The 19,802-nt window shown below is 45.2% G+C and carries 21 protein-coding genes; 18 read left to right on the top strand and 3 right to left on the bottom strand.

What is annotated here, in order from left to right; translation table 11 throughout:
• Positions 1-32 precede the first annotated feature (32 nt).
• The 12 genes from QZZ41_RS08500 (at position 33) to QZZ41_RS08555 (ending at position 8,907) form a co-directional block, all read left to right on the top strand.
• Positions 33-902 carry an alpha/beta hydrolase gene (locus tag QZZ41_RS08500; RefSeq protein ID WP_295070418.1) on the top strand — a complete coding sequence of 290 codons (870 nt, stop codon included), beginning with the start codon at positions 33-35 and terminating at the stop codon, positions 900-902.
• 33 nt (positions 903-935) lie between these two features.
• Positions 936-1,619 carry a 2-C-methyl-D-erythritol 4-phosphate cytidylyltransferase gene (ispD, locus tag QZZ41_RS08505; protein WP_295070421.1) on the top strand — a complete coding sequence of 228 codons (684 nt, stop codon included), beginning with the start codon at positions 936-938 and terminating at the stop codon, positions 1,617-1,619.
• Positions 1,620-1,959: 340 nt separating this feature from the next.
• Positions 1,960-2,445, top strand: a complete 486-nt coding sequence (locus QZZ41_RS08510) for a terminase small subunit (RefSeq protein WP_295070424.1) — start codon at positions 1,960-1,962, stop codon at positions 2,443-2,445.
• On the top strand, positions 2,432-3,679 hold the full coding sequence (locus tag QZZ41_RS08515) for a PBSX family phage terminase large subunit (RefSeq protein WP_367267463.1): 1,248 nt from the start codon (positions 2,432-2,434) through the stop codon (positions 3,677-3,679). The genes QZZ41_RS08510 and QZZ41_RS08515 overlap by 14 nt, the downstream gene beginning before the upstream one ends.
• A 34-nt stretch (positions 3,680-3,713) precedes the next feature.
• Positions 3,714-4,517 (top strand): hypothetical protein, encoded by an 804-nt coding sequence (locus QZZ41_RS08520; protein ID WP_295070426.1) that lies wholly within the window; start codon positions 3,714-3,716, stop codon positions 4,515-4,517.
• On the top strand, positions 4,495-4,851 hold the full coding sequence (locus QZZ41_RS08525) for a hypothetical protein (protein ID WP_295070429.1): 357 nt from the start codon (positions 4,495-4,497) through the stop codon (positions 4,849-4,851). The genes QZZ41_RS08520 and QZZ41_RS08525 overlap by 23 nt, the downstream gene beginning before the upstream one ends.
• Before the next feature lie 13 nt (positions 4,852-4,864).
• Positions 4,865-5,830: a hypothetical protein gene (locus QZZ41_RS08530; RefSeq protein WP_295070432.1), complete on the top strand. Its 966-nt coding sequence runs from the start codon at positions 4,865-4,867 to the stop codon at positions 5,828-5,830.
• Between the two features lie 152 nt (positions 5,831-5,982).
• Entirely contained in the window at positions 5,983-6,813 is an 831-nt protein-coding gene (locus QZZ41_RS08535) for a hypothetical protein (RefSeq protein ID WP_295070434.1), read from the top strand.
• A gap of 9 nt (positions 6,814-6,822) precedes the next feature.
• Positions 6,823-7,191, top strand: coding sequence for a hypothetical protein (locus QZZ41_RS08540; protein WP_295070437.1), 369 nt, complete (start codon positions 6,823-6,825; stop codon positions 7,189-7,191).
• Entirely contained in the window at positions 7,191-7,601 is a 411-nt protein-coding gene (locus QZZ41_RS08545) for a hypothetical protein (protein WP_295070440.1), read from the top strand. Before QZZ41_RS08540 ends, QZZ41_RS08545 begins: the two co-directional genes overlap by 1 nt.
• Positions 7,598-7,987: a hypothetical protein gene (locus QZZ41_RS08550; RefSeq protein WP_295070443.1), complete on the top strand. Its 390-nt coding sequence runs from the start codon at positions 7,598-7,600 to the stop codon at positions 7,985-7,987. The genes QZZ41_RS08545 and QZZ41_RS08550 overlap by 4 nt, the downstream gene beginning before the upstream one ends.
• Positions 7,984-8,907, top strand: a complete 924-nt coding sequence (locus tag QZZ41_RS08555) for a hypothetical protein (RefSeq protein ID WP_295070446.1) — start codon at positions 7,984-7,986, stop codon at positions 8,905-8,907. The genes QZZ41_RS08550 and QZZ41_RS08555 overlap by 4 nt, the downstream gene beginning before the upstream one ends.
• A gap of 319 nt (positions 8,908-9,226) precedes the next feature.
• On the opposite strand, the gene QZZ41_RS08560 is transcribed toward QZZ41_RS08555, so the two are convergent.
• Entirely contained in the window at positions 9,227-12,022 is a 2,796-nt protein-coding gene (locus QZZ41_RS08560) for a dockerin type I domain-containing protein (protein ID WP_295070450.1), read from the bottom strand.
• 779 nt (positions 12,023-12,801) lie between these two features.
• Between QZZ41_RS08560 and QZZ41_RS08565 the strand changes: the two genes are divergently transcribed.
• The 5 genes from QZZ41_RS08565 to QZZ41_RS08585 all read left to right on the top strand — a co-directional run bounded on the left by QZZ41_RS08565 (position 12,802) and on the right by QZZ41_RS08585 (position 16,651).
• The gene (locus tag QZZ41_RS08565) at positions 12,802-14,118 is read left to right on the top strand and encodes a sensor histidine kinase (RefSeq protein WP_295070453.1); all 1,317 of its coding nucleotides are present in this window, start codon (positions 12,802-12,804) and stop codon (positions 14,116-14,118) included.
• Positions 14,099-14,902, top strand: coding sequence for a response regulator (locus QZZ41_RS08570; RefSeq protein WP_295070456.1), 804 nt, complete (start codon positions 14,099-14,101; stop codon positions 14,900-14,902). The genes QZZ41_RS08565 and QZZ41_RS08570 overlap by 20 nt, the downstream gene beginning before the upstream one ends.
• Before the next feature lie 58 nt (positions 14,903-14,960).
• The gene (locus QZZ41_RS08575) at positions 14,961-15,665 is read left to right on the top strand and encodes an AzlC family ABC transporter permease (RefSeq protein WP_295070459.1); all 705 of its coding nucleotides are present in this window, start codon (positions 14,961-14,963) and stop codon (positions 15,663-15,665) included.
• A complete protein-coding gene (locus tag QZZ41_RS08580) occupies positions 15,662-15,961 on the top strand; it encodes an AzlD domain-containing protein (RefSeq protein ID WP_295070462.1) in 300 nt (99 codons plus the stop codon). The genes QZZ41_RS08575 and QZZ41_RS08580 overlap by 4 nt, the downstream gene beginning before the upstream one ends.
• A gap of 159 nt (positions 15,962-16,120) precedes the next feature.
• The gene (locus tag QZZ41_RS08585; protein ID WP_295070465.1) at positions 16,121-16,651 is read left to right on the top strand and encodes a TIGR04002 family protein; all 531 of its coding nucleotides are present in this window, start codon (positions 16,121-16,123) and stop codon (positions 16,649-16,651) included.
• 312 nt (positions 16,652-16,963) lie between these two features.
• Here the strand turns inward: QZZ41_RS08585 and QZZ41_RS08590 are convergent, their stop codons facing one another.
• A complete protein-coding gene (locus QZZ41_RS08590) occupies positions 16,964-17,692 on the bottom strand; it encodes a hypothetical protein (RefSeq protein ID WP_295070468.1) in 729 nt (242 codons plus the stop codon).
• Between the two features lie 170 nt (positions 17,693-17,862).
• Here QZZ41_RS08590 and QZZ41_RS08595 point away from each other — a divergent pair, with 170 nt between their 5' ends.
• Positions 17,863-18,483, top strand: a complete 621-nt coding sequence (locus QZZ41_RS08595; protein ID WP_295070471.1) for a zinc ribbon domain-containing protein — start codon at positions 17,863-17,865, stop codon at positions 18,481-18,483.
• A gap of 101 nt (positions 18,484-18,584) precedes the next feature.
• Here the strand turns inward: QZZ41_RS08595 and QZZ41_RS08600 are convergent, their stop codons facing one another.
• Positions 18,585-19,592, bottom strand: coding sequence for a hypothetical protein (locus QZZ41_RS08600; protein WP_295070474.1), 1,008 nt, complete (start codon positions 19,590-19,592; stop codon positions 18,585-18,587).
• Positions 19,593-19,802: the final 210 nt, after the last annotated feature.

Raw genomic sequence — 19,802 nt, forward strand, 5'->3', positions numbered from 1 at the left:
TTTATATACAATAGTACGAAAGGAGCATTGCAATGTCATTGAACAGTTTCATCTTCAAAAGAATGTGTACCAAAAGCGACAGAAAACGTGACGCAGGTCTTACGACTCCGCCCGAGATCTTACGCTTTGACAATATTCAGTACGGAAAGAACAGAAAATGGCAGATAATGGACGTTTACCGCCCTTTAGCAGCTAAAGGCAAGCTCCCCGTTATCGTCAGCTTTCACGGCGGCGGCTGGACCTACGGTACTAAAGAGACATATCAGTTTTACTGCATGGACCTTGCAAAACGCGGATTTGCTGTGGTAAATTTCACGTACAGACTTGCTCCGAAATACCGCCACCCTGCTCCCTACCATGATACTAACGCAGTCTTTCGCTGGGTACTGAAAAATGCCGACAAACTTGGCTTCGATACGGATAATATCTTCGCTGTGGGAGACTCCGCAGGTGCAATGGGCATAGCTCTGTATGCCTGTATGGTAACTGACCCCGAATACGCAAAGAACTATAAATTCAAGATACCCGAGGGGCTGAAAATAAAGGGACTTGGACTCAACTGCGGCATTTATGATATCTTCAAGGAAGATAGTGTAGGAACTTTAAAGGATTATCTGCCTAAAAAGTATCACATCTCTCTGCTTAAACAGCTGAACGTAGTCGATAATGTGACCGCGGGTTTCCCACCCTGCTTCATTATGACATCAAACGAGGACTTTCTGAACTATCAGTCTCCCCTGCTTGCGGAAAAGCTTGACCGGCTGGGAGTAAAATACGTATATAAGGTATACGGTGATGAAAATACGCCGCTCTCTCACGTTTTTCACTGCAATGTTAGGTCTGCTGATGCGGCAGCCGCAAACGATGACGAGTGCGCATTTTTCAAGGAACTTATTAAATAACACACAGCCGCAGTGCGGCGGAATAGAGGTAATATGAAAACATCGGCAGTTATTGTCTGTGCAGGCAATTCAACAAGAATGGGCGGTGTCAATAAGATACTGCTGCCACTGGGAGAAAGAAAGGTCATAGGTGTGACCATGCAGGCTTTTCAGCAGTGCGAAAGCATCACAGAAATAGTTATCGTTGCCCGTGAGAGCGATATCCCTGCAATACAGGAGGAAGCAAAAGCCGCAGGCATAACCAAGCTTGCAGCCTGCACCACAGGCGGCTCTACCCGTCAGGAAAGCGTTATCAACGGCATAAAGAAGATATCCAAGGAGACCGAGCTTGTTGCCATACATGACGGTGCTCGTCCGCTGGTAAAGCCCGAGCACATCGAAAAGGTCATAAAGGACGCTTCTGTATTCGGCGGCGCAACTCTCGGAGTTCCCGTAAAGGACACTATCAAGACCGTTGACGGCGGACTCATCATAGATACTCCTCCGAGAAGCTCGCTGTATATCACTCAGACTCCGCAGATATTCAAGCGTACACTTTACTTTGAGGGTATCGACTTTGCTCTCGAACACGGACTTGATTTTACAGACGACTGCCAGCTTGTAGAAGCTATCGGCGGAAAAGTCGCAATGACTGTGGGAGATTATACAAATATAAAGATAACAACTCCCGAGGATATCGCTATTGCGGAAGTTCTTCTGAAACAAGCAAAAGAATAACAAAAGGATTCCAAAGGGTTCACAACCCTTTGGTCAGGTCAAGGGCTGACAGCCCTTGTGGGGAGTAGGGCAACGCCCCACAAAAAGAAAAGCGCTTCGTAACGCTCCAGATTATATTGGAATCCCATTCATATTCTCACTGTAATATTTCTGTAACCTTTGGACTGCTTCGGCTGTCCTTTTTATTTAGTCTGCATAATAAAATCGTGTTTGAATTGTGCAGGTATACAAAGTAAAAAATTATTTTTTCAATATTCAACGGGTATGCATTGAATTTGACCTTTTTTCAGCCCCCTTATGAACGGTGATTTTGTTCGGGACTGAAAGGAGGTCATATTTTTTGAACAGAAACACTAAAGCAAAACTCAATATCTTCTGCTGTAACTATGTTACACTGGGCAATGCGGAGGAAGCTGCCGTAAAAGCAGGCTTTCCACGTGAAAATGCACTCACCGCAGGCATTGAGCTCCTCAAAACCAAAGAATGTCAGGATACTATCGCAAGGGTCAGGGATATCCTCTCCGACAGCGGCAGCATTATATCAGGTCTGAAAAGGCTTGCTTTCGGTAGCTGCGCCGATGCGGTATATCTTGTGTTCGCTGAGGAACTGCCGCCTGCTGATACTGTCGGAAAGCTTGATCTTTTCAACATTTCCGAAATAAAACGTGTAAAAGGAGGCGGCGTAGAAGTAAAGTTTTTCGACAGAATGAAAGCTCTCGAAAAGCTGTTCGAGCTTGAAAATGCCTACAGTGACCGCGACAAGGCAGAAAGTCTCATAAGAGCGATGACCGCACAAGAGGAGTGTGAGAGCTTTGAAGATAACTAAACTCTCACTTAAACAAAAGATAGCCATGAGGTGGTGGCTCTCCCAGAAGTTCAGCGGCTATGACGCTATAATATGCGACGGTGCTGTGCGAAGCGGCAAGACTCTTTCAATGTCGCTGGGGTTCGTATTCTGGGCAAGTCAGCGATTTAACGGCGGAGCTTTCGCCATGTGCGGAAAGACTATAACCTCGCTCCGCAGAAACGTTATAACACCAATGCTGCCTGTACTGAAAGAACAGGGGTTCATCATAAGCGAAAAGGTCAGCGGAAATTACTTCGATATGACCTTTAACGGCTGTACCAACAGAGTATACCTTTTCGGCGGCAAGGACGAAAGCTCCGCTGCTCTCATACAGGGTATGACTCTTTCGGGAGTGTTCTTCGACGAGGTGGCACTCATGCCCCGTTCATTCGTTGAACAGGCTCTGGCAAGATGCTCGGTGAACGGCTCGAAAATGTGGTTCAACTGCAATCCCGATAATCCGTCACACTGGTTCTACAACGAGTGGATAAAGAAGCGCAAAGAGAAAAACGCTTTGTATCTGCACTTCACTATGGCGGATAATCCTTCACTTTCAAAAAGCGTCAGAAAACGCTATGAGCGTATGTACTCGGGCACTTTCTACGACCGTTTCATACTGGGCAAATGGACGGCTTCACAGGGAGTCGTATATCCTATGTTCAGCGAAAGCGAACACGTTTTCAGCGGCGATATACAGTGTGAAAAATACGTCATATCCTGCGATTACGGCACTGTCAATCCCTCGTCCTTCGGGCTGTGGGGACTCAGCGGCGGCATATGGTACAGGCTCAGCGAATACTACTATGACTCCCGCCGTGAGGGCTTGTCACGTACCGATGAGGAACACTATGCAGCACTTGAAGAGCTTGCAGGCTCGCGGCATATCGAAAAGGTCATCGTTGACCCGTCCGCAGCAAGCTTTATCGAATGTATCCGCAGACACGGGAAATATCCCGTAGTCAAAGCCGATAACGATGTTATTTCGGGCATAAGACAGGTAAGCTCTGCACTTAAACAGGGCAGGCTGAAATTTCATTCATCGTGCAGGGATATACTGAGGGAGTTCACGCTGTACAGCTGGAACGAAAAGGCAGGCACAGATGCTCCCATAAAGGAAAACGACCACGCTATGGACGATATGCGCTATTTTGTGGCGGATATGCTAAATTCTCAGAACAGCGGCGACTTTTTCGCACTGTCCGTTACCCGATAAAACTACCGTTCAATAACTAAATACAGGAGGAATCATGAAGCTTTTTCAGAAGAAAAACACTCCGAAAACTGCTCCCGGGCTTATAAGCACACAGCGTTCATGCTGTGAGAAATTCGCTCTCCCTGCGGCAGTTCAGCCTTGTGAAAAGAAACTTTACGACAGACTGCGTTATGCCGTGCCTGTCATTGATGCGGCTATTATGAAAATTATCAGGCTTACAGGCGGCTTCCGTGTTATATCCTCGGACGAGAGATATCAGCAGGAGCTTGACGACTTCCTTGCAAACGTTCCCGTAGGTCTTACAGGACGCTCAATAGGCTGCTTTGCGGATAACTTTCTCGACAGTCTCATCACCTACGGAAGTGCCGCAGGCGAGATAGTTCCCGACAGTGAGGAACAGCGCATTGCAGGGCTTTGGAACGGCGATGTTTCACGCATAAGGCTGTCCGCAGGAGCTGACCCATTCAGCAGGAGCTATACTGTCATCGCTCTCGACGGCAGTTCCCGCAAATTAACTCACCCCGAGCGCATACTCTATGCTTCTCTCACAGGGGGCAACTCCCTGCTCAGAGGGCTTCCGTCACTCAGCGGTATCCTTATGAGGATATACGAATGTATCGGTCAGAATTTCGACCGCGCAGGAAATGTCCGCTATGCTGTGACCTACAAGCCCTCGGGACAGGCAGGAGATACGATGAGTTCCCGTGAACGGGCTCAGCAGATAGCCCATGAGTGGGCAGACGGCATGAACTCCGCCAAATACGGTCAGGTAAAGGACTTTGTTGCTGTTGGAGATGTAGATATCAAGGTCATAGGTGCTGAAAAATCAACTCTTTGACACAAATGTCCCTGTGAGACAGATACTCGAACAGCTCATTGCAAAGCTCTCAATACCGCCGTTTCTGCTTGGTCTCTCGTGGAGTTCTACTGAGAGAATGTCATCTCAGCAGGCAGATATACTCACATCGGAGCTTGAATACTACCGCAGACTTCTCACGCCTGTCATATGCGATGTGGGCAATTCATTCCTTGCTTCCATAGGTGCGGAAGCTTCATGCTCTGTAGAGTGGGACAATATCAATCTACAGGACGAAACAGCTCTTGCAGAAGCAAGGCTGAAAAACGCTCAGGCGCGAGAAATTGAGCTCCGCCTTGAAAAAAATGAAGAATAACGGAGGTAAATATATGTATAACGATATCAAACTTGAAAAGGGTCTTTACAATCTCAGCGGAAAGTCATTCACAGCTGCTCTTGAGGAGCTTGACCCATCCTCGGCATACGCAGGTACTCCCCTTGAAAAGCTTGACGCTTTCGAGAGACAGCTCAAACGCTTCAATATCAGGATAAACGGTCAGGACTGCGACTGCGTTGAGAAGTTCTTCTCGACTACGGAAACAGCCGTACTCTTCCCCGAATTCGTTACACGCTGCATAAGAAAGGGCTTCGATGAAACTGTTCTCCGATCTGTTTGTGCTGCCAAGACAGTATGTGCAAGCGGTCAGTACCTGGGCTGCGTACTCGATGACACCGAGACATACACAACTACAGCTCAGACAGAAACTCTCCCCGAGGCTAAGGTCACAGAAAGCACTACAGCTACTGTGCTTGAAAAGTTCGGCAGACTCATCAGTGCTTCCTATGAGGCTATCCGTCAGCAGAGACTCGATGTTTTCGGTGTTATGCTCAGAAGCGTGGGTGCAAGACTTGCTGTGTCGGTGGTAAAAAAGGCTGTTGCCGTACTTGAAGCAGATACTACTCCTATCACTACTTCCGCACTCACATACGATGACCTTGCTGCACTTTACGGCGAATTCGACTGCTTCGACATGACTACTGTCATTGCTTCTCCTGCTGTAGCTTCAAAGATAGCTGCTATGGATCAGCTCAAGGAGTGCTCTGCAAATGCAGACGGCAAGCTCATTCTCCCATTCGGCTCGGAACTGGTCAAGACTTCGGCTGCCGACAATGATACTATCATAGGTATCGACCGCAATTTCGCACTTGAATTCATCACAAGCACAGACCTTATCATGGAGACCGACAAGCTCATCGACCGTCAGCTCGATCAGATGACAGTTTCTATCACCTGCGGTTTCAGAAAGATAACTCCCGATGCAGTTAAGGTGCTTACTATCACGACCGAAACTTAATGCGGCATATTCAAAAGATGAAAAGTAGGGGCTGATGCCTACATCAGCCCGTAATTATAATGTTCGGGGCGATGTAAGCATCGCCCCCTACAAAATCATTATGTTGAGGGCGAGCGGAACTCGTCCCTACAAATAAACCGAAAGGAGATAATATGGACAAGTCTATTCTCGATAAGATCAATAAATTCACACGCCGTCCCCTTTCTGAGGACGAGTTATACGTATTCTCGGTCATACTCTGCGATAACGATATTGACCGCGACTGTGAACGCTTCTCGGAAAATGCTCTCGCTACTCTCAGAGAAAAGTTCATCGGCAAGACAGGTATCTTCGACCATGACGCCTCCACAGCCAATCAGAATGCGCGTATCTTCGATACGGAACTTGTCACCGATGATACACGGCTCACACAGTTCGGCAAGCCATACGTCTGCCTCAAAGCTATGGCGTACATGGTGAGGACTGACGAAAACAAGAACCTCATTGCCGAAATTGACGGCGGTATCAAAAAGGAAGTCAGCATTTCCTGCTCCGCAGCAAAGAGGATATGCTCTGTCTGCGGCAATGACAAGAATATCTCATCCTGCAATCACGTTAAGGGGAAAAAATACGGCGGCAATATATGCCACACTGTCCTTGATGATATCACGGACGCTTACGAATGGAGCTTCGTTGCCGTACCTGCTCAGGTAAACGCAGGAGTTACGAAAAAATACAGCGAATCTGATGCCCTAAAGTCGCAGGCTAAGGATATACAGCTCTGCGATGCGGAGCTTCGCCGCGATATCCGCAAGGCTGCCTTTTTTGCAGGCGGCAGGGCTGCGGCTGATATAGCTTCCGTATCGGCTGCAAATATGAATACTCAGCAGCTTATCGCGCTTCGCAGATCATTTGAGCTGCAGTGCAGAAAAACAAAAACTGAGGTACAGCTTGAATTCGGTGCAGAGTCGGACGATACCGCAGACAGCTTTACCATGAGATAAGGAGAAAGTATGGATATTCAGAAAATAACCGAGATATTCGAGCTTATGACAGGTGAGGAAAACAGCACCGAATACATGAAGCTCATATATCTTTCCATGCGTGAGGTGGACGATATCCTCAGACCAAATGCGGATATAAGCGACCTGAGACTTTGCTTTCTCTGCGCTGCACTGGCTTTTTACAGGCTACAGCAGATACTTGCTGCAAGAGAAAGAGCAGATGTTACCTATGCAGGAAAGGTGCTGAAGGAGTCGCAGAATACTGCCTGCGAGTACGCAAAGCAGCTCCTTAAAGACTACTTGCAGATGTGTAAGAGCCTTATCACTGTGGAGACTTTCGTTTTCGGCAGCTTTTCAAGCGGAGAGGAGATGTTATAATGCTGCGTGAGATAATGAATGATATAATAGACAAGCTTACAGACAGCGGCGTTACAGCCGTTTACAGTGCCTTTGATGCAGTGGATATCGCCAAAAAGGAAAAGGGTATATTTACCATTGTGGGCATAGACGGTTTTGAGTCCTACTCACCTGTATATTCACAGTTCTATGTTTATATCCCGTTCAGAGCCGATATAGAGATGTGCATTACCGCTCCAAAGGGAACTTCATCAGATGATATATACCTGTTTTATGATGAAAAAATCGAGCCTGTACTTGCAGATATGTGCGGACTTACCTGCTCGCTGTCGAAAATGAGTATCAAATTCGACTCGAATATACAGCGGCTCGTCCTCACCGCAAAGCTCTCGGCAAGCGGCATAACAAAAATAGAAAGGAGCAGCCCATGAGTATCACGGAACTTACAAAGCATGAAGCTGTACCCGTAAATATAGCCTCAGCCGTTGTCTACTGCGACGGCTTCAAGGCTGTATCCGCAAGAAGCATAAACGAAGAGTCAACGGCTGACGGCGGAAGCGTGTTCACCAACAATGCAAGCCGCAGTACAAAGCTTACCTTTTCGGGAAGGATATTCGCGGACTATTCCGCAGATTTCATCTACAGCTTCAATGCTCTTGTGAAAAGCTCCGCTGCATTTAATGTGGAGTATATGGGGCTTTGTTTCAGAAGCTGTCATCTGCTCTCATACACCTTTGACAATAAAAAAGGCGACTGGGCAGATGTAACGGTAACGCTAGTAACTGCCGATAATATTATAAGGAGCGATGATACTTGACAGCTGTTCTCAGTATAAAAAACAAGGACGGAACTCTCCTCGCCGAGGAGAATATACTTGCGTTCAGTTTCAGAAAGGATATATATACTCCTTACACTTCACTGTCTGCAAGAGTCCGTACTGCACGAACCAACTTCGATAACGCAGCAGAGGTGCTTCTTGCACTTGACAATACTCTAATTCATCACGGTCTTATTGACAGTCTGAAAATAGAAAAATCAGGGGGAGAATACTTCCTGAATGTCACGTCAAGAAGCTTTACTTCCCTGCTTTGTCAAAACCAGATAGAGCCCGGACTTAAAATGAACATATCATTCAATATGCTCATGGACAATTTCTATACCCTGCCCTATGTCACTCACGAAAACAATGCCGATGACAGCAGTTATATCTACGTAAGACCTAATACCTCAATGTGGGACGCTGCCTCAAATCTTTCGTACAAGCTCCTGGGTACTTATCCTTATATAAGAGCTACAAATACAGTAATGATAAGTGCTTTCCCTGCACCTGCGGTGTTCGACTTAACGAATACCGATCTGCTCACTTACGGTACCGAGCTTGCCTGCGCACATATCGCCAGTGATTACCATATGGCTGATATCAACGGAAATTACGGTACTTTCGACCTTACCGACAGCGATGCGGCTGCACTTAAAATAGTGCGTAATAAATTCTTTGAACTTGATATGCGATTTCTCTATGATCCGCAGCAGGCTCTGTTATTCCGTGATAAGTATGACTTCCGCGGACAGAAAAGGATATTCTGCTCCTACAGCGGCTATCAGGGCGAGGACCTGTACGACATAGTAAGCTTCGGAACTGTTTCCGCACAGCGTATAGGCTCTGTCACTATAAAAGGCAGCAGCAAGGGTATTTTTACAGAGGTGGGAGTTTACGTTGATAAATTTCCGCACTGATAACGTGAAACGGCTTTCCTTTAGCCGCATTACTCTTATATATGCTTTTATGCTGATTATTGAGAGAACCCCTTTTGAAAAAGGGGCTTCTCTCAAACTCTCTCCCGAAAACTTCTGTTTTTATTTTTTCCCAGATAGAGCGCGACCTGTAGACTTACAGGTCTTTTTTATTATATACGCGCCCTATCTGGGAAAAAATCAGATAAAAGTCTTTGGAAAGGGGTTCGGGGGATAACCTTTCCTCAGAAAGGTTTCCCCCGATAAATCAATATAAACTTCTATATAAGTACTGCGGCTACACGGAAGCCGTTTTGCGTTATTATTTGATAGGCAGCTCTGTCACAAGCTTGAGAAGATACTTCTGTATTGCCTGTGCATCGCCTGTTGTCATGCCGTCATTGCCTGTAACATCGGCATTTTCAATGCCCTGCTTTGTGATGTGTGTCTTTTCTGTACCGCTCTCGCCGTACTTGTTCGGATTTGCAAGTGCCTGCATGATGAGTACTGCATCTGAAAGGTCTACATCACCGTCACAGTTTGCATCGCCTGCTTTGTAATCCTTGCTTGTTGTCTTTGGAGTGGATACAGTCGTAGTTGCGACCTTAGTTGTAGTAGTAGTTACCTTTGTTGTGGTGGTTGTTGCCTTCTTGGTAGTTGTAGTAGTTGACGGAGTTGAAGGAGCACTGCCCTTTATCTGTCCGTAAACTATACCACAGCCTACTGTGGACATATACACCTTGCCGAACTCGTCCATATCGCCTACAAGGTAGTTGCCGTTGCCTGTACCGCCGTAGAGGTGGTCTGTATTGATACATACCCATGTCTTGCCTGCGTCTGTTGAACGGTAGATGCCCTCCTTATCGTCCTTATCGGGCTTGCCGTAGATGAAGAGTGTATTCACATCGCCCTTCTTCTCAGGTGCGCCGTAACCGATACACTTTGCGTATGCTACATTTTCAAGATGTTCAACTGTCTTGCCCTTGTCGGAGATGAGATATACGCCGTGATTTGCGCCTGCAAGAGCTACTGTGCCCTTACCCACATATGCGAGGTCGCCTGTGTGCTCGAACTTCCATGTAAGCTCCCAGTTATATGGGCAGATACGTGTCTCTGTGAATGTTGCGCCGTAATCCTCGCTGACGAAGTAAGAATAGTGAGCTTCGTCATATGTAGGCTCTTTCTTGGACATATCAGATGACCAGTACTCATTGTACTGAGCGCCTACAGCGTAAACTATCTTCGGATCTTCGGGATCAACGAGAGAATAAACACCCTTTGTTGCTTTTATGCCTGCGCAGTCCTTCCATGTTGCGCCCCAGTCGTCGGAGTAGGAAGCTCCGCCCTTGGCACTTGTATTTATAACTCTGTACTTGCCCTTTGAAAGCTCTGTGATAGCGAGCTTACCGCCTGTGCAGGCAGGCTTGAAGGTCTTCCATGTCTTGCCGCGGTCTAAAGTATAGTAGCCGCTGCCTGTATTATTTCCGTCACCGTTTGCGGTTCTTGCCCATACGTCTGTATTCTGCGGGCATACTGTGATAGCAGATGTAGAGCCCATATTCGGCTTATACTGTTCAGGTATGCCGTTTACTGTAGTGTGAACGAAGCCGTCATAGTCGCCGATAGCTGAAAGGTCGAGACCGTCAGCTGTGCTGTAGAAGTCAAGGCTTACGCACTCCTCAACGCCGTCAGGCTGGAAGTAGAACTGTATGTCTTTTTCGGCCCATGCATTGTCGCAGGCAAATACGCCGTTGCCTGATGTGAGGAGGAGTCTGTCTCCCTCAGCATCTCTTGGGTCGATAACGATACTGCTGCCCCAGTGGCAAGCCTTGCCGTATATCCAGTCATAGCCGTTGGTATCAAGCGGAAGTGAAATGAAGCTCTTTACGCCTTTGCCTGTTGAATAGTCTGTAGGACCTTCACCCGGAGTGATATTCTCCCATGTCTTGCCGCCGTCAGATGAACGGAAGAAGTAATCGCCCCATGCGATAGTACCCTCATTCTCAGGTGTGGACGGGTCGTCCTGGACCCACTCTGTTCCGCACCACTGTGCTGACCATATACCGCAGGTACGTGCAAACATCTTGTTAGGGTCGTTCTTGTCAACCTCGATCATACCGATAGAATTGTCGGAAACAGAAAGCTTTTCAGCTTTTCCCGAAGCGATGTTGTACTTGTATGCACCGCCTGATGCACCTGCAAATGCAAGTCCGCCGATGTATGTGAAGAAAAGGTTTCCGTTATGGTCACTTGTTATGGAGAGAGGATAGTTTTCGTTAGGAAGTGCCTTTATAGCCTCGAACTTGTCGTCCTTAACGCTTGCAACATGGATATTAGCCTTTCCTGTTACGGAAGTTCCTACATATACCTTGCCGCCTTCGATATAAACACAGCCGATACCGTTCTGCTCGTTGTAGAGCTTAGCAGGCTCTGTACCTCTTACCATATGGTCTGTCCATGACGGATATTTAAGCTCACCTGTGAAAAGTCCGAGAGCGTCATAGCCCTCAACAGGCTTCCATGACTTACCGCCGTCTGTTGACTTGATAAGTGCCGATTTGCCTGCGGTAACATCGCCGCCTGCATAGATAGTGTCGGGGTTATCGGGATCAACTGCGATAGGCTCGATACACTCACGTCCGTCGCCGTTTCCGTGTACCTGAATATGCTCTGTAACGTCAACACCTGTAAAGGTCTTGCCGCCGTCTGTAGTCTTGTATATAACTGTCTTTGCGTTTGAGAAGTATGCACAGCCGCAGAGGAAATAAGCTGTCATATCGTCTTTGGGATCAATAGCGATACCCTTACAGCTGAGAAGTCCTCTGTCGTCCTCATTGATGAAACCGAAGAGCTGTACCCATCTCTTCTTGTCATAGTCGTATCTGTACGCACCGCCTACGTCCGTACGGAGATACATTTCCTTCTGTCCTGCAACGATGCCGGAAACGAATCCAGCACCGCCCATTTTAAGTGTGTCCCACTCCATTGTCGAAGAGATGTCTTTTGATGCTGCTGCCTCAGCTGTTCTGCCATATTCCGATGTGCCTAATACGGAAAGGCTTGCTGTACTTATACAAACAGCACAAAGACCTGCCAAAGTCTTTTTCATTGCTTTCATTTGTTTTCTTTCCTTTCTGTTTATGTATTGAAAATCTTTTTCACGTTTACTTTTCGACTTCATTTTATCATTTCAAAGCCTCAGTGTCAATGGATTTACCACGTTATGACACTATCGGATATAATGAGAATACGATTGTACAGAACCCCGTTTTTTTACTATTTTAATAACTTATATCAAACAACAAATTGGCACTTGTTATTTGTCTGTACGTGTAAAACAGACCTATTCAAATGTATCCTCACAGCGTTCGGAACAAAAAAAGTGCGCAGCCACAATGACTGCGCATGGAAAATATTGAACAATGAAGGTATAGTTTTACCTTGTAAAACAAATTATCAGTGAACCCCTTCCGCTTTTCACGGAAACCATCGGATGATCTTAACTTGATTAATAACGTAGGAGAAGAGACACCGCAGCCCGCTTCGGCAGGTAATTACACCCTCCGCAACTGTTTCCCCCCAGTTTTACTACCAACCGCAGCGTCTGAACCCTACTACCACAATATATGTATATCATATCCCACCATTATTATATCATAACGTGTTCCACACGGTTCAACAAAAAAAGCGGTTTTTATGCAATTTTAAGAATTTTTCGCAAATTCGTCATTTCAACGATTTTGTGCTTTGAAAATTACTGCTGAACAGTCATTTTGTATGAATAAACCGTACAAAAAGCGGCATTACGTTCCTTTACAAACAGTGCATAATGTGTTATAATAGCATTATATGGTCGAAAAAGTTATTGCTGTATCATAAATCACAAGGAGAACCGTTATGGAATTGATCTCGTACCTTATCAGCTATAATTTTGTCTCTGTTGCTCTTATTATCGGTATAATCGTCCTGCTCATCGAAAACCGCAAGGATCGTCCTCACGGTACCGAGCATATTGCCGTGATCGTTATACTCCTCACCATTATAGTCGCAAACACCTTCTTCAGGGAGCTCTTTATGAAAAAGCTCTACAATGAAGATTTTGATTACCGCGGCGATCCTGCAATGTACTTTATGTATTTCCGCGCAACGATAGAGCATATCCTCTTCCCCATGATCGCTTATGTAGAGCTGCTGCTCATTACGCCAAACGTAAAGCGGTATCTGCTGTTTATTCCCGAAGGCATACTTATCGTGGGAGAGATAGTCAACCTTTTCGGTCCGAAGATAATTTTCAGCTTTGACAGTCACCTGAACTATGAGGACAGGATATTCTTCCTTTCCCCGTATTTCGCAGGCATGATATATATGCTGCTATTGCTGAGATACTCTATCCGCTTTTTCAAATCAAAGGATCGAACCAAGGGTGCGACCGTTATATTCATCGTTTTCCTGACCATATTCGAGTGCTATCTTGAAGCTGCCTATATCGTTGTAGACCTTATGGACGAGATCGTGGCACTTGACGTTATAATCTTCTATTTCTACCTTATATCCATATATCAGCGCGAAATGGAAACAAAACTGCGAACAAGCGAGCTTGAGCTTGAAAAAAGCCGAAGGGTGCTGGCTCTTTCTCAGATACAGCCCCATTTTATGTACAATTCTCTCACTTCTATAATCTATCTGTGCGATAAGGACTCTCAGAAAACCAAGGACGCTCTTATCGACTTCTCCAAATACCTGAGACAAAACCTTGACGCAATGAGCAGAAACTGCCTTGTGAGCATCAAGGAAGAGCTTGAACATACAAAGATATACCTGTCTCTGGAAAAACTCAGGTTTGATGACGATCTCGATATCGAATTCGATATAAAAGATGAAATGTTCATGCTGCCTGTACTTACCGTACAGCCTATGGTGGAAAATGCCGTCAAGCACGGTATAAACAACTCGGAAAGCGGCTGCGGAACTGTCCGCATATCCACTGATGAGACCGAAACTCACCACAGGATAACCATTAAGGACAACGGTGCAGGCTTTGATACCTCTGCCATTGAAGCTCTCGATGAGACTCATATCGGTATAAACAATGTCCGCAAGCGTCTTGAGGACGAATGCGGCGGTGAACTTATCATAAAAAGTGTTCCCGATGAAGGAACAGAATGCGTTATTCTTATTCCAAAGGAGAAAGATGATGAAAATTCTGGCAATTGATGATGAAAAATATGCACTACAGCTTCTCGTTGACACTATCCGCAAGGTAAAACCCGATGCCGAAGTCGTTCCTTTCAGACGTGCGGCTCAGTTTCTCGAATATGAGGACAAGCAGTCCTTTGACGCGGCTTTTCTCGATATCCGCATAGGAAAAATGTCGGGTATACAAGTAGCTATAGAACTGAAAAAGTATTCACCTATGTGCAATATAGTTTTCGTTACGAGCTACTCCGAATACGCCTTTGCCGCTATACAGATGCGCCCCAGCGGATACATAATGAAGCCGTATACCGAGGACGATATACGCAATGAATTCGATAATTTCAGATACACAGCCACTCCCGAGCAAAAGGACGACAACAGGCTGAAAATACGCACATTCGGTAATTTCCGCGTCTTTGGCAGGGATAATGTGCCTATAAAATTTTCGCGTACTATTTCCAAGGAAATATTCGCATACCTCATAGACCAGTGCGGCTATCCTGTAACAAGCAAGGAGATAGCTGCCGATGTTCTTGAAGTCGAGGACTTCGACAGACCTACTTCAAAAAAGGTCTCGCAGTATGTCTCTGACCTTATCAAGGACATAGAAGCCGCAGGCTTCCACAATGTTATCATAAAACAGAACCGCCAGATACAGATAAACAAGGAAGCTGTCAACTGCGACCTGTATGACCTGTTTTCGGGCGATACATCTGCCCTCAAATCCTATCACGGCGAATACATGATAGACTATTCATGGGCAGAGATAAGCGATTCTGCCGAAAGGATAAAATCGCTGTAACTACATATTCTCGGAGGATAAATATGTCTATTATCTCAGGATTGCGGGTGCAGTCATTATGAAAAACAACTTTCTTCGCGGAATGTCACACGGTATCCCTATCTTTCTGGGATACCTCTCTGTGTCTTTCGGTCTGGGCATCTTCGCCGTTAGCAAAGCAGGTCTTTCCGTTTTTCAGGCATCTGCCATATCTGCTTCCTGCCTTACTTCCGCAGGTCAGAAAGCAGGCATAGATGTCATTGCCGCTGGAGGTACTCTAATTGAAATGATACTCCTGCAGCTCACTATCAATATCCGCTATTCGCTTATGGCTCTTTCGCTTTCTCAGAAGCTTGACAAGAGCTTTACTACGCCTCACAGGCTCCTTGCTTCATTCGGTATTACCGATGAGATATTCGGAGTATGCTCCGCGCAGAAAAAGCCTCTTACCCCTGCATATATGTACGGTATGATATTCATTGCCGCTGTGGGGTGGGTAGCAGGCACTGCTCTCGGTGCGGCGGCAGGAGAGCTTCTTCCTGCTTCGGTAAATACGGCTATGGAGATAGTGCTGTACGGTATGTTCATAGCTATTATCATCCCCCCTGCAAAAAAGCAGCACAGCGTACTCTTCGTGGTAATAATGTCAGCTGCTATAAGCGTTGTATTCAAGTACTGTATACCGTTCATAAGTGAGGGCTTCGCTGTTATCATATCGGCAATAACTGCTTCTGTTGCAGCTGCGCTTATCTTCCCTGTAAAAGATGAGGAGGAGACAGAATGACCGTTGCTGTGTATATTATCGTAATGGCAGGCGTGACATACCTCATTCGTATGCTGCCGTTCACTTTCTTCCGTAAGAAGATAAAGTCGCGCTTTTTCAGGAGCTTCCTGTACTACATTCCCTATGCTGTGCTCAGTGCTATGACTATACCTGCTATCTTCTATACTACCCACAACATCTATACCGCTATTGCAGGTACAGCTGTTGCAATAGTGCTGGCTTTTCTGGAAATGCCCCTTATCGTTGTGGCTCTTGCCGCTACGGGAAGTGCTTTCCTTATAGGATTGTTTTTATAAGCAACCATAGTTTTTACCTATATAGCGGCATATGTAACACTTTCGGCAAATTTGAGTTTGCAAAGTTTGTTTATCTTTTCTATTGCAAAAACGTATGTATAGTGTTATAATAAGCTAAACTAAAACATATAGGATTAGTAGTTTTAAGGAGGCGTTGTTATGACAAGAACAGCTCAAACAGACAAGATCAAAAAAATGGTGGTAACGAGTCTTTTTGCTGCGCTGATATTCGTATTTACCGCCTATATCCATGTGCCTACAGGTGCAGGTTATACTCACGCAGGTGACGGACTCATCTACCTCGCCGCAAGTGTGCTCCCACTTCCGTATGCAGTAGCTGCCGGAGTTATCGGCGGTGCTCTCGCTGACGGACTTTCGGGATTTCCTATCTGGATACCTGCTACTATCGTCATAAAAGCAATTACAGCTCTGTTCTTTACCAATAAATCGGATAAGATAATCACAAAGCGCAATCTTCTCGGCATTATCCCGTCACTTATCGTATGTGTGGTCGGATACAGCCTTTATGAAGGCGTCGTAATTACAAAGGGCTTCTCTACAGCCGCTATTATTGCCGCTTTCGGTCAGACTCCCGCTTATTGCATACAGATCGCTGCAAGCACTGTACTGTATATCGTTACAGGTCTTGCTCTTGACAGATCAGGTCTTAAAAAGTCACATCTTATATAATACACGAGCAATAAAAAAGGACTGCATAACTGTGGTATATATAGGAACTTTTATGCTTATTATTGAGAGAACCCCTTTTGAAAAAGGGGCTTCTCTCAAACTCTCTCCCGAAAACTTTCGTTTTTATTTTTTTCCGGATAGTGCGCGACCTGTATACTTGCAGGTCTTTTTTATTATCATACGCGCCCTATCCGGAAAAAAATCAGATAAAAGTCTTTGGAAAGGGGTTCGGGGGATAACCTTTCCTCAGAAAGGGTTCCCCCGATAATTAACTATAAACTTCTATATAAGCATCACTGCTATGCAGTTCTTTTATATCGCTTCGATGGCTTTTTCAAGTATCGTATGGTCGAAGCCTGCTTCGCCCTGTGAATTTATGACCAGTACGAAATCATCATCTATCTTTCTTGCATAGTATACCAGCTCCAAGCTAAGCTGCTCAAGAACTATTGTCTCTTTTGTGTATTCCATGCCGCTGATAGTTATTTTTTCGGGAGCTGATACTTTTATATCTTCCGTTTCATTAAATTCTATCCGATCTTCCATGAACTCCTCTACAGTGACATTTTCCTTTTCGGGATACATGAGCTTTGTGTTACTGTACTGAAAAACATAGGTAGTATCTGTACTGTTGGCTACAAGATCGGTAATGTGCATTCCCTGCTCCTGCTTTGAACGTTCGTCAAGAGTTGACCACATTTTTTTGAGTTCTTTTTCATTTTCAGCTCTGTCATTCAGTGCTGTATCTTCGGGAAATGTTACCTTAAAGCCTGCGTATTCGGAAGTGTAGACCTTACCGTTTACAGTTCCGCTTTTGAAGTTAGTCCCCTCGCCTGCGTCCGCAAACTCGGTAGCTTCTTCTGTAACAGCTTCGGTAGTAGTTACAGTTATCGGCTCAGTCTCTATGGGTTTATAATCATCTACCGTATGAGCTTCCTCTGCGGTAATCTCTATCGGCTCGATAGTAGCGGTCTTGTTGCCGCATGATACTGCCGACGCTAACGCGAAAATCACGGTCATGGTCAATGCTGCCTTTTTCATTGTGATCCCCCCCGATCAAAATTTTGATTATTGTAACATATTTAATGGGTTTTGTCAAGCGGCACTGTAAGTTCCGCCACTGACAGATAATTTGTTTTTAAAACATATATTGACATAATATACGTAAATATGTTATACTTGCAATATACTATTCTGACAGGAGTGATCTTATGTATTGCCCAAACTGCAACAGCAACCTTATGGACGGCACAAGGAAATGCCCGTTCTGCGGCACAGAATTCAACAACGATCCCAACAGCGCACCTCAGCAGAACTACAACTCACCACAGTCCAACTACAATATGCGTCAGCAAAATTCCTTTAATTATAATAACTACAATAACTATGCACCAACAAATCCGCCAAGAGTGAATTTCAGATCAAAGCCTAACACCTTGGGTATATTAGCTTCGATAGCTATTATCATAGCAGTATTCTTGCCGTTCTTTTCGATAACACTTATCATAACAGTAAGCGGTTCGCTGTTTGACGGAAAAGACTGGATATTATTTATCCCCGTTGGAATACTCGGTTTGATTTTCTCTGCTATGAAAATGAACAAAGCCGTTCTTACTGTAGGAGTTATCGCTGTTGTGTTAACAATTGGTGAGGCTATTCTTGCATCGGAACAAAGGCTGAAATCAAAATTAGGCGAATATTGGGATGAGATTTCCGATTATGTAGAATTAAGCTATGACTACGGTTTTTATGTAATGATAGCTGCTTCAGTACTGTTATTGATTGCAGGTATATACGGAGTATCACAGGACAGCAAATTCCGTAGTTTCTGATTGGCAAACGATCTGAGCTTATACATAATATCAAAAGTGGGACGATGCTTACATCGTCCCATTACTTTTCGGGGCGGATATTATCCGCCCCTTTATTTTTATCATACTGCTTCAAATCTGCCTGCGAAGTCATTCTCGTCAGCAACTGCGCTGCCGCTTGCTAAGATCTCTACCATAAAGTTTTCGTCTACTCTTCTTACATATACATTTTTGAGGTAGCCGTTGCTCTCGGTCCTCATCATATAATAGTCCTTGCCGCCAAGTGTTACTATCTCGGGGCCGCTTACATATGTATATACAGTGCCTGCGAGACCGCTTTCGAGGTAGTCGTTGAGGAAGCTCTCCTCGGACATATTAGGTGTATCAGGATATCTGAGCTTTGTATTGATAAACTTTACTTCTACTCTGCCCTCTGCGTTGGCATATGTTCCCACAGCATCTGAAATGCCTGTGAAATATACCTTTTTCTCTTCATCTGTCATAACTCTTGCAGGCATATAGTAATAAGTGTAGAGGTCATCTTCGTTAAGGAAAGATGTGTCTGCTGGTGCTGTGAACTTAAAGCCTGCATACTCAGATGTATAGACATTGCCGTTTGAAACGCCCTTTCTGAAAGCTGTTCCCTCTGCTGCGGCTGCGTCAAGTCTGCCGCTTTCGATAGTTCCGACAGCAGCGGTAGTAGTGGTTGTAGTCTGCGGCTTTGCTGTTGTCTTGACAGTAGTCTGTGTCTGCTTTGCAGTAGTCTTTGAAGTTGCAGCTACAGTCTTTGCTGTGGTTTTTACTGTGGTCTTTGCAGGCTGAGGCTTCTTGGCAGCGGTCGTAACTGCCACTCTTACTGCTGTTGTATCAACGCTGTTCACCTTTACAGCGGCTGCTGTTACTGCACTTTCGGTCTTAAATGTCTCTGTGGACTTTTCAGTATCGCTCTTTTTCGCAGTTGTCACCTTTTCACTTGCTTTATCAGCTGTTTTTTCAGATGAGGTTATCTCGTAAGATACAGCCTTTATCTCATCAGGCTGCGATGCCTGATATGTCGTAACGCTTCTTCCGCATGATGTGAGTGCGCAAAGTGAAGCTGCTATTGTTATCATTAAAGTTGACTTTTTCATTTTGAATTCTCCTTTTTTATTTATAAATGTTTGGTTGTCTTATTTTTTAAACGTACGTTTTGTGCTTTCATCTATAACTATCGTATGTCAAAACGAAAGTGTTACATATTTTTTGAAAAAATTAAAAATAGAATTATTAGGATATGGGAATGGGGATATGAAAAAGGGCGCGCGGAACGCGCCCCTACATTTTGTCATTTGAAGTTTACA

This window comes from Ruminococcus sp. (assembly GCF_016283395.1).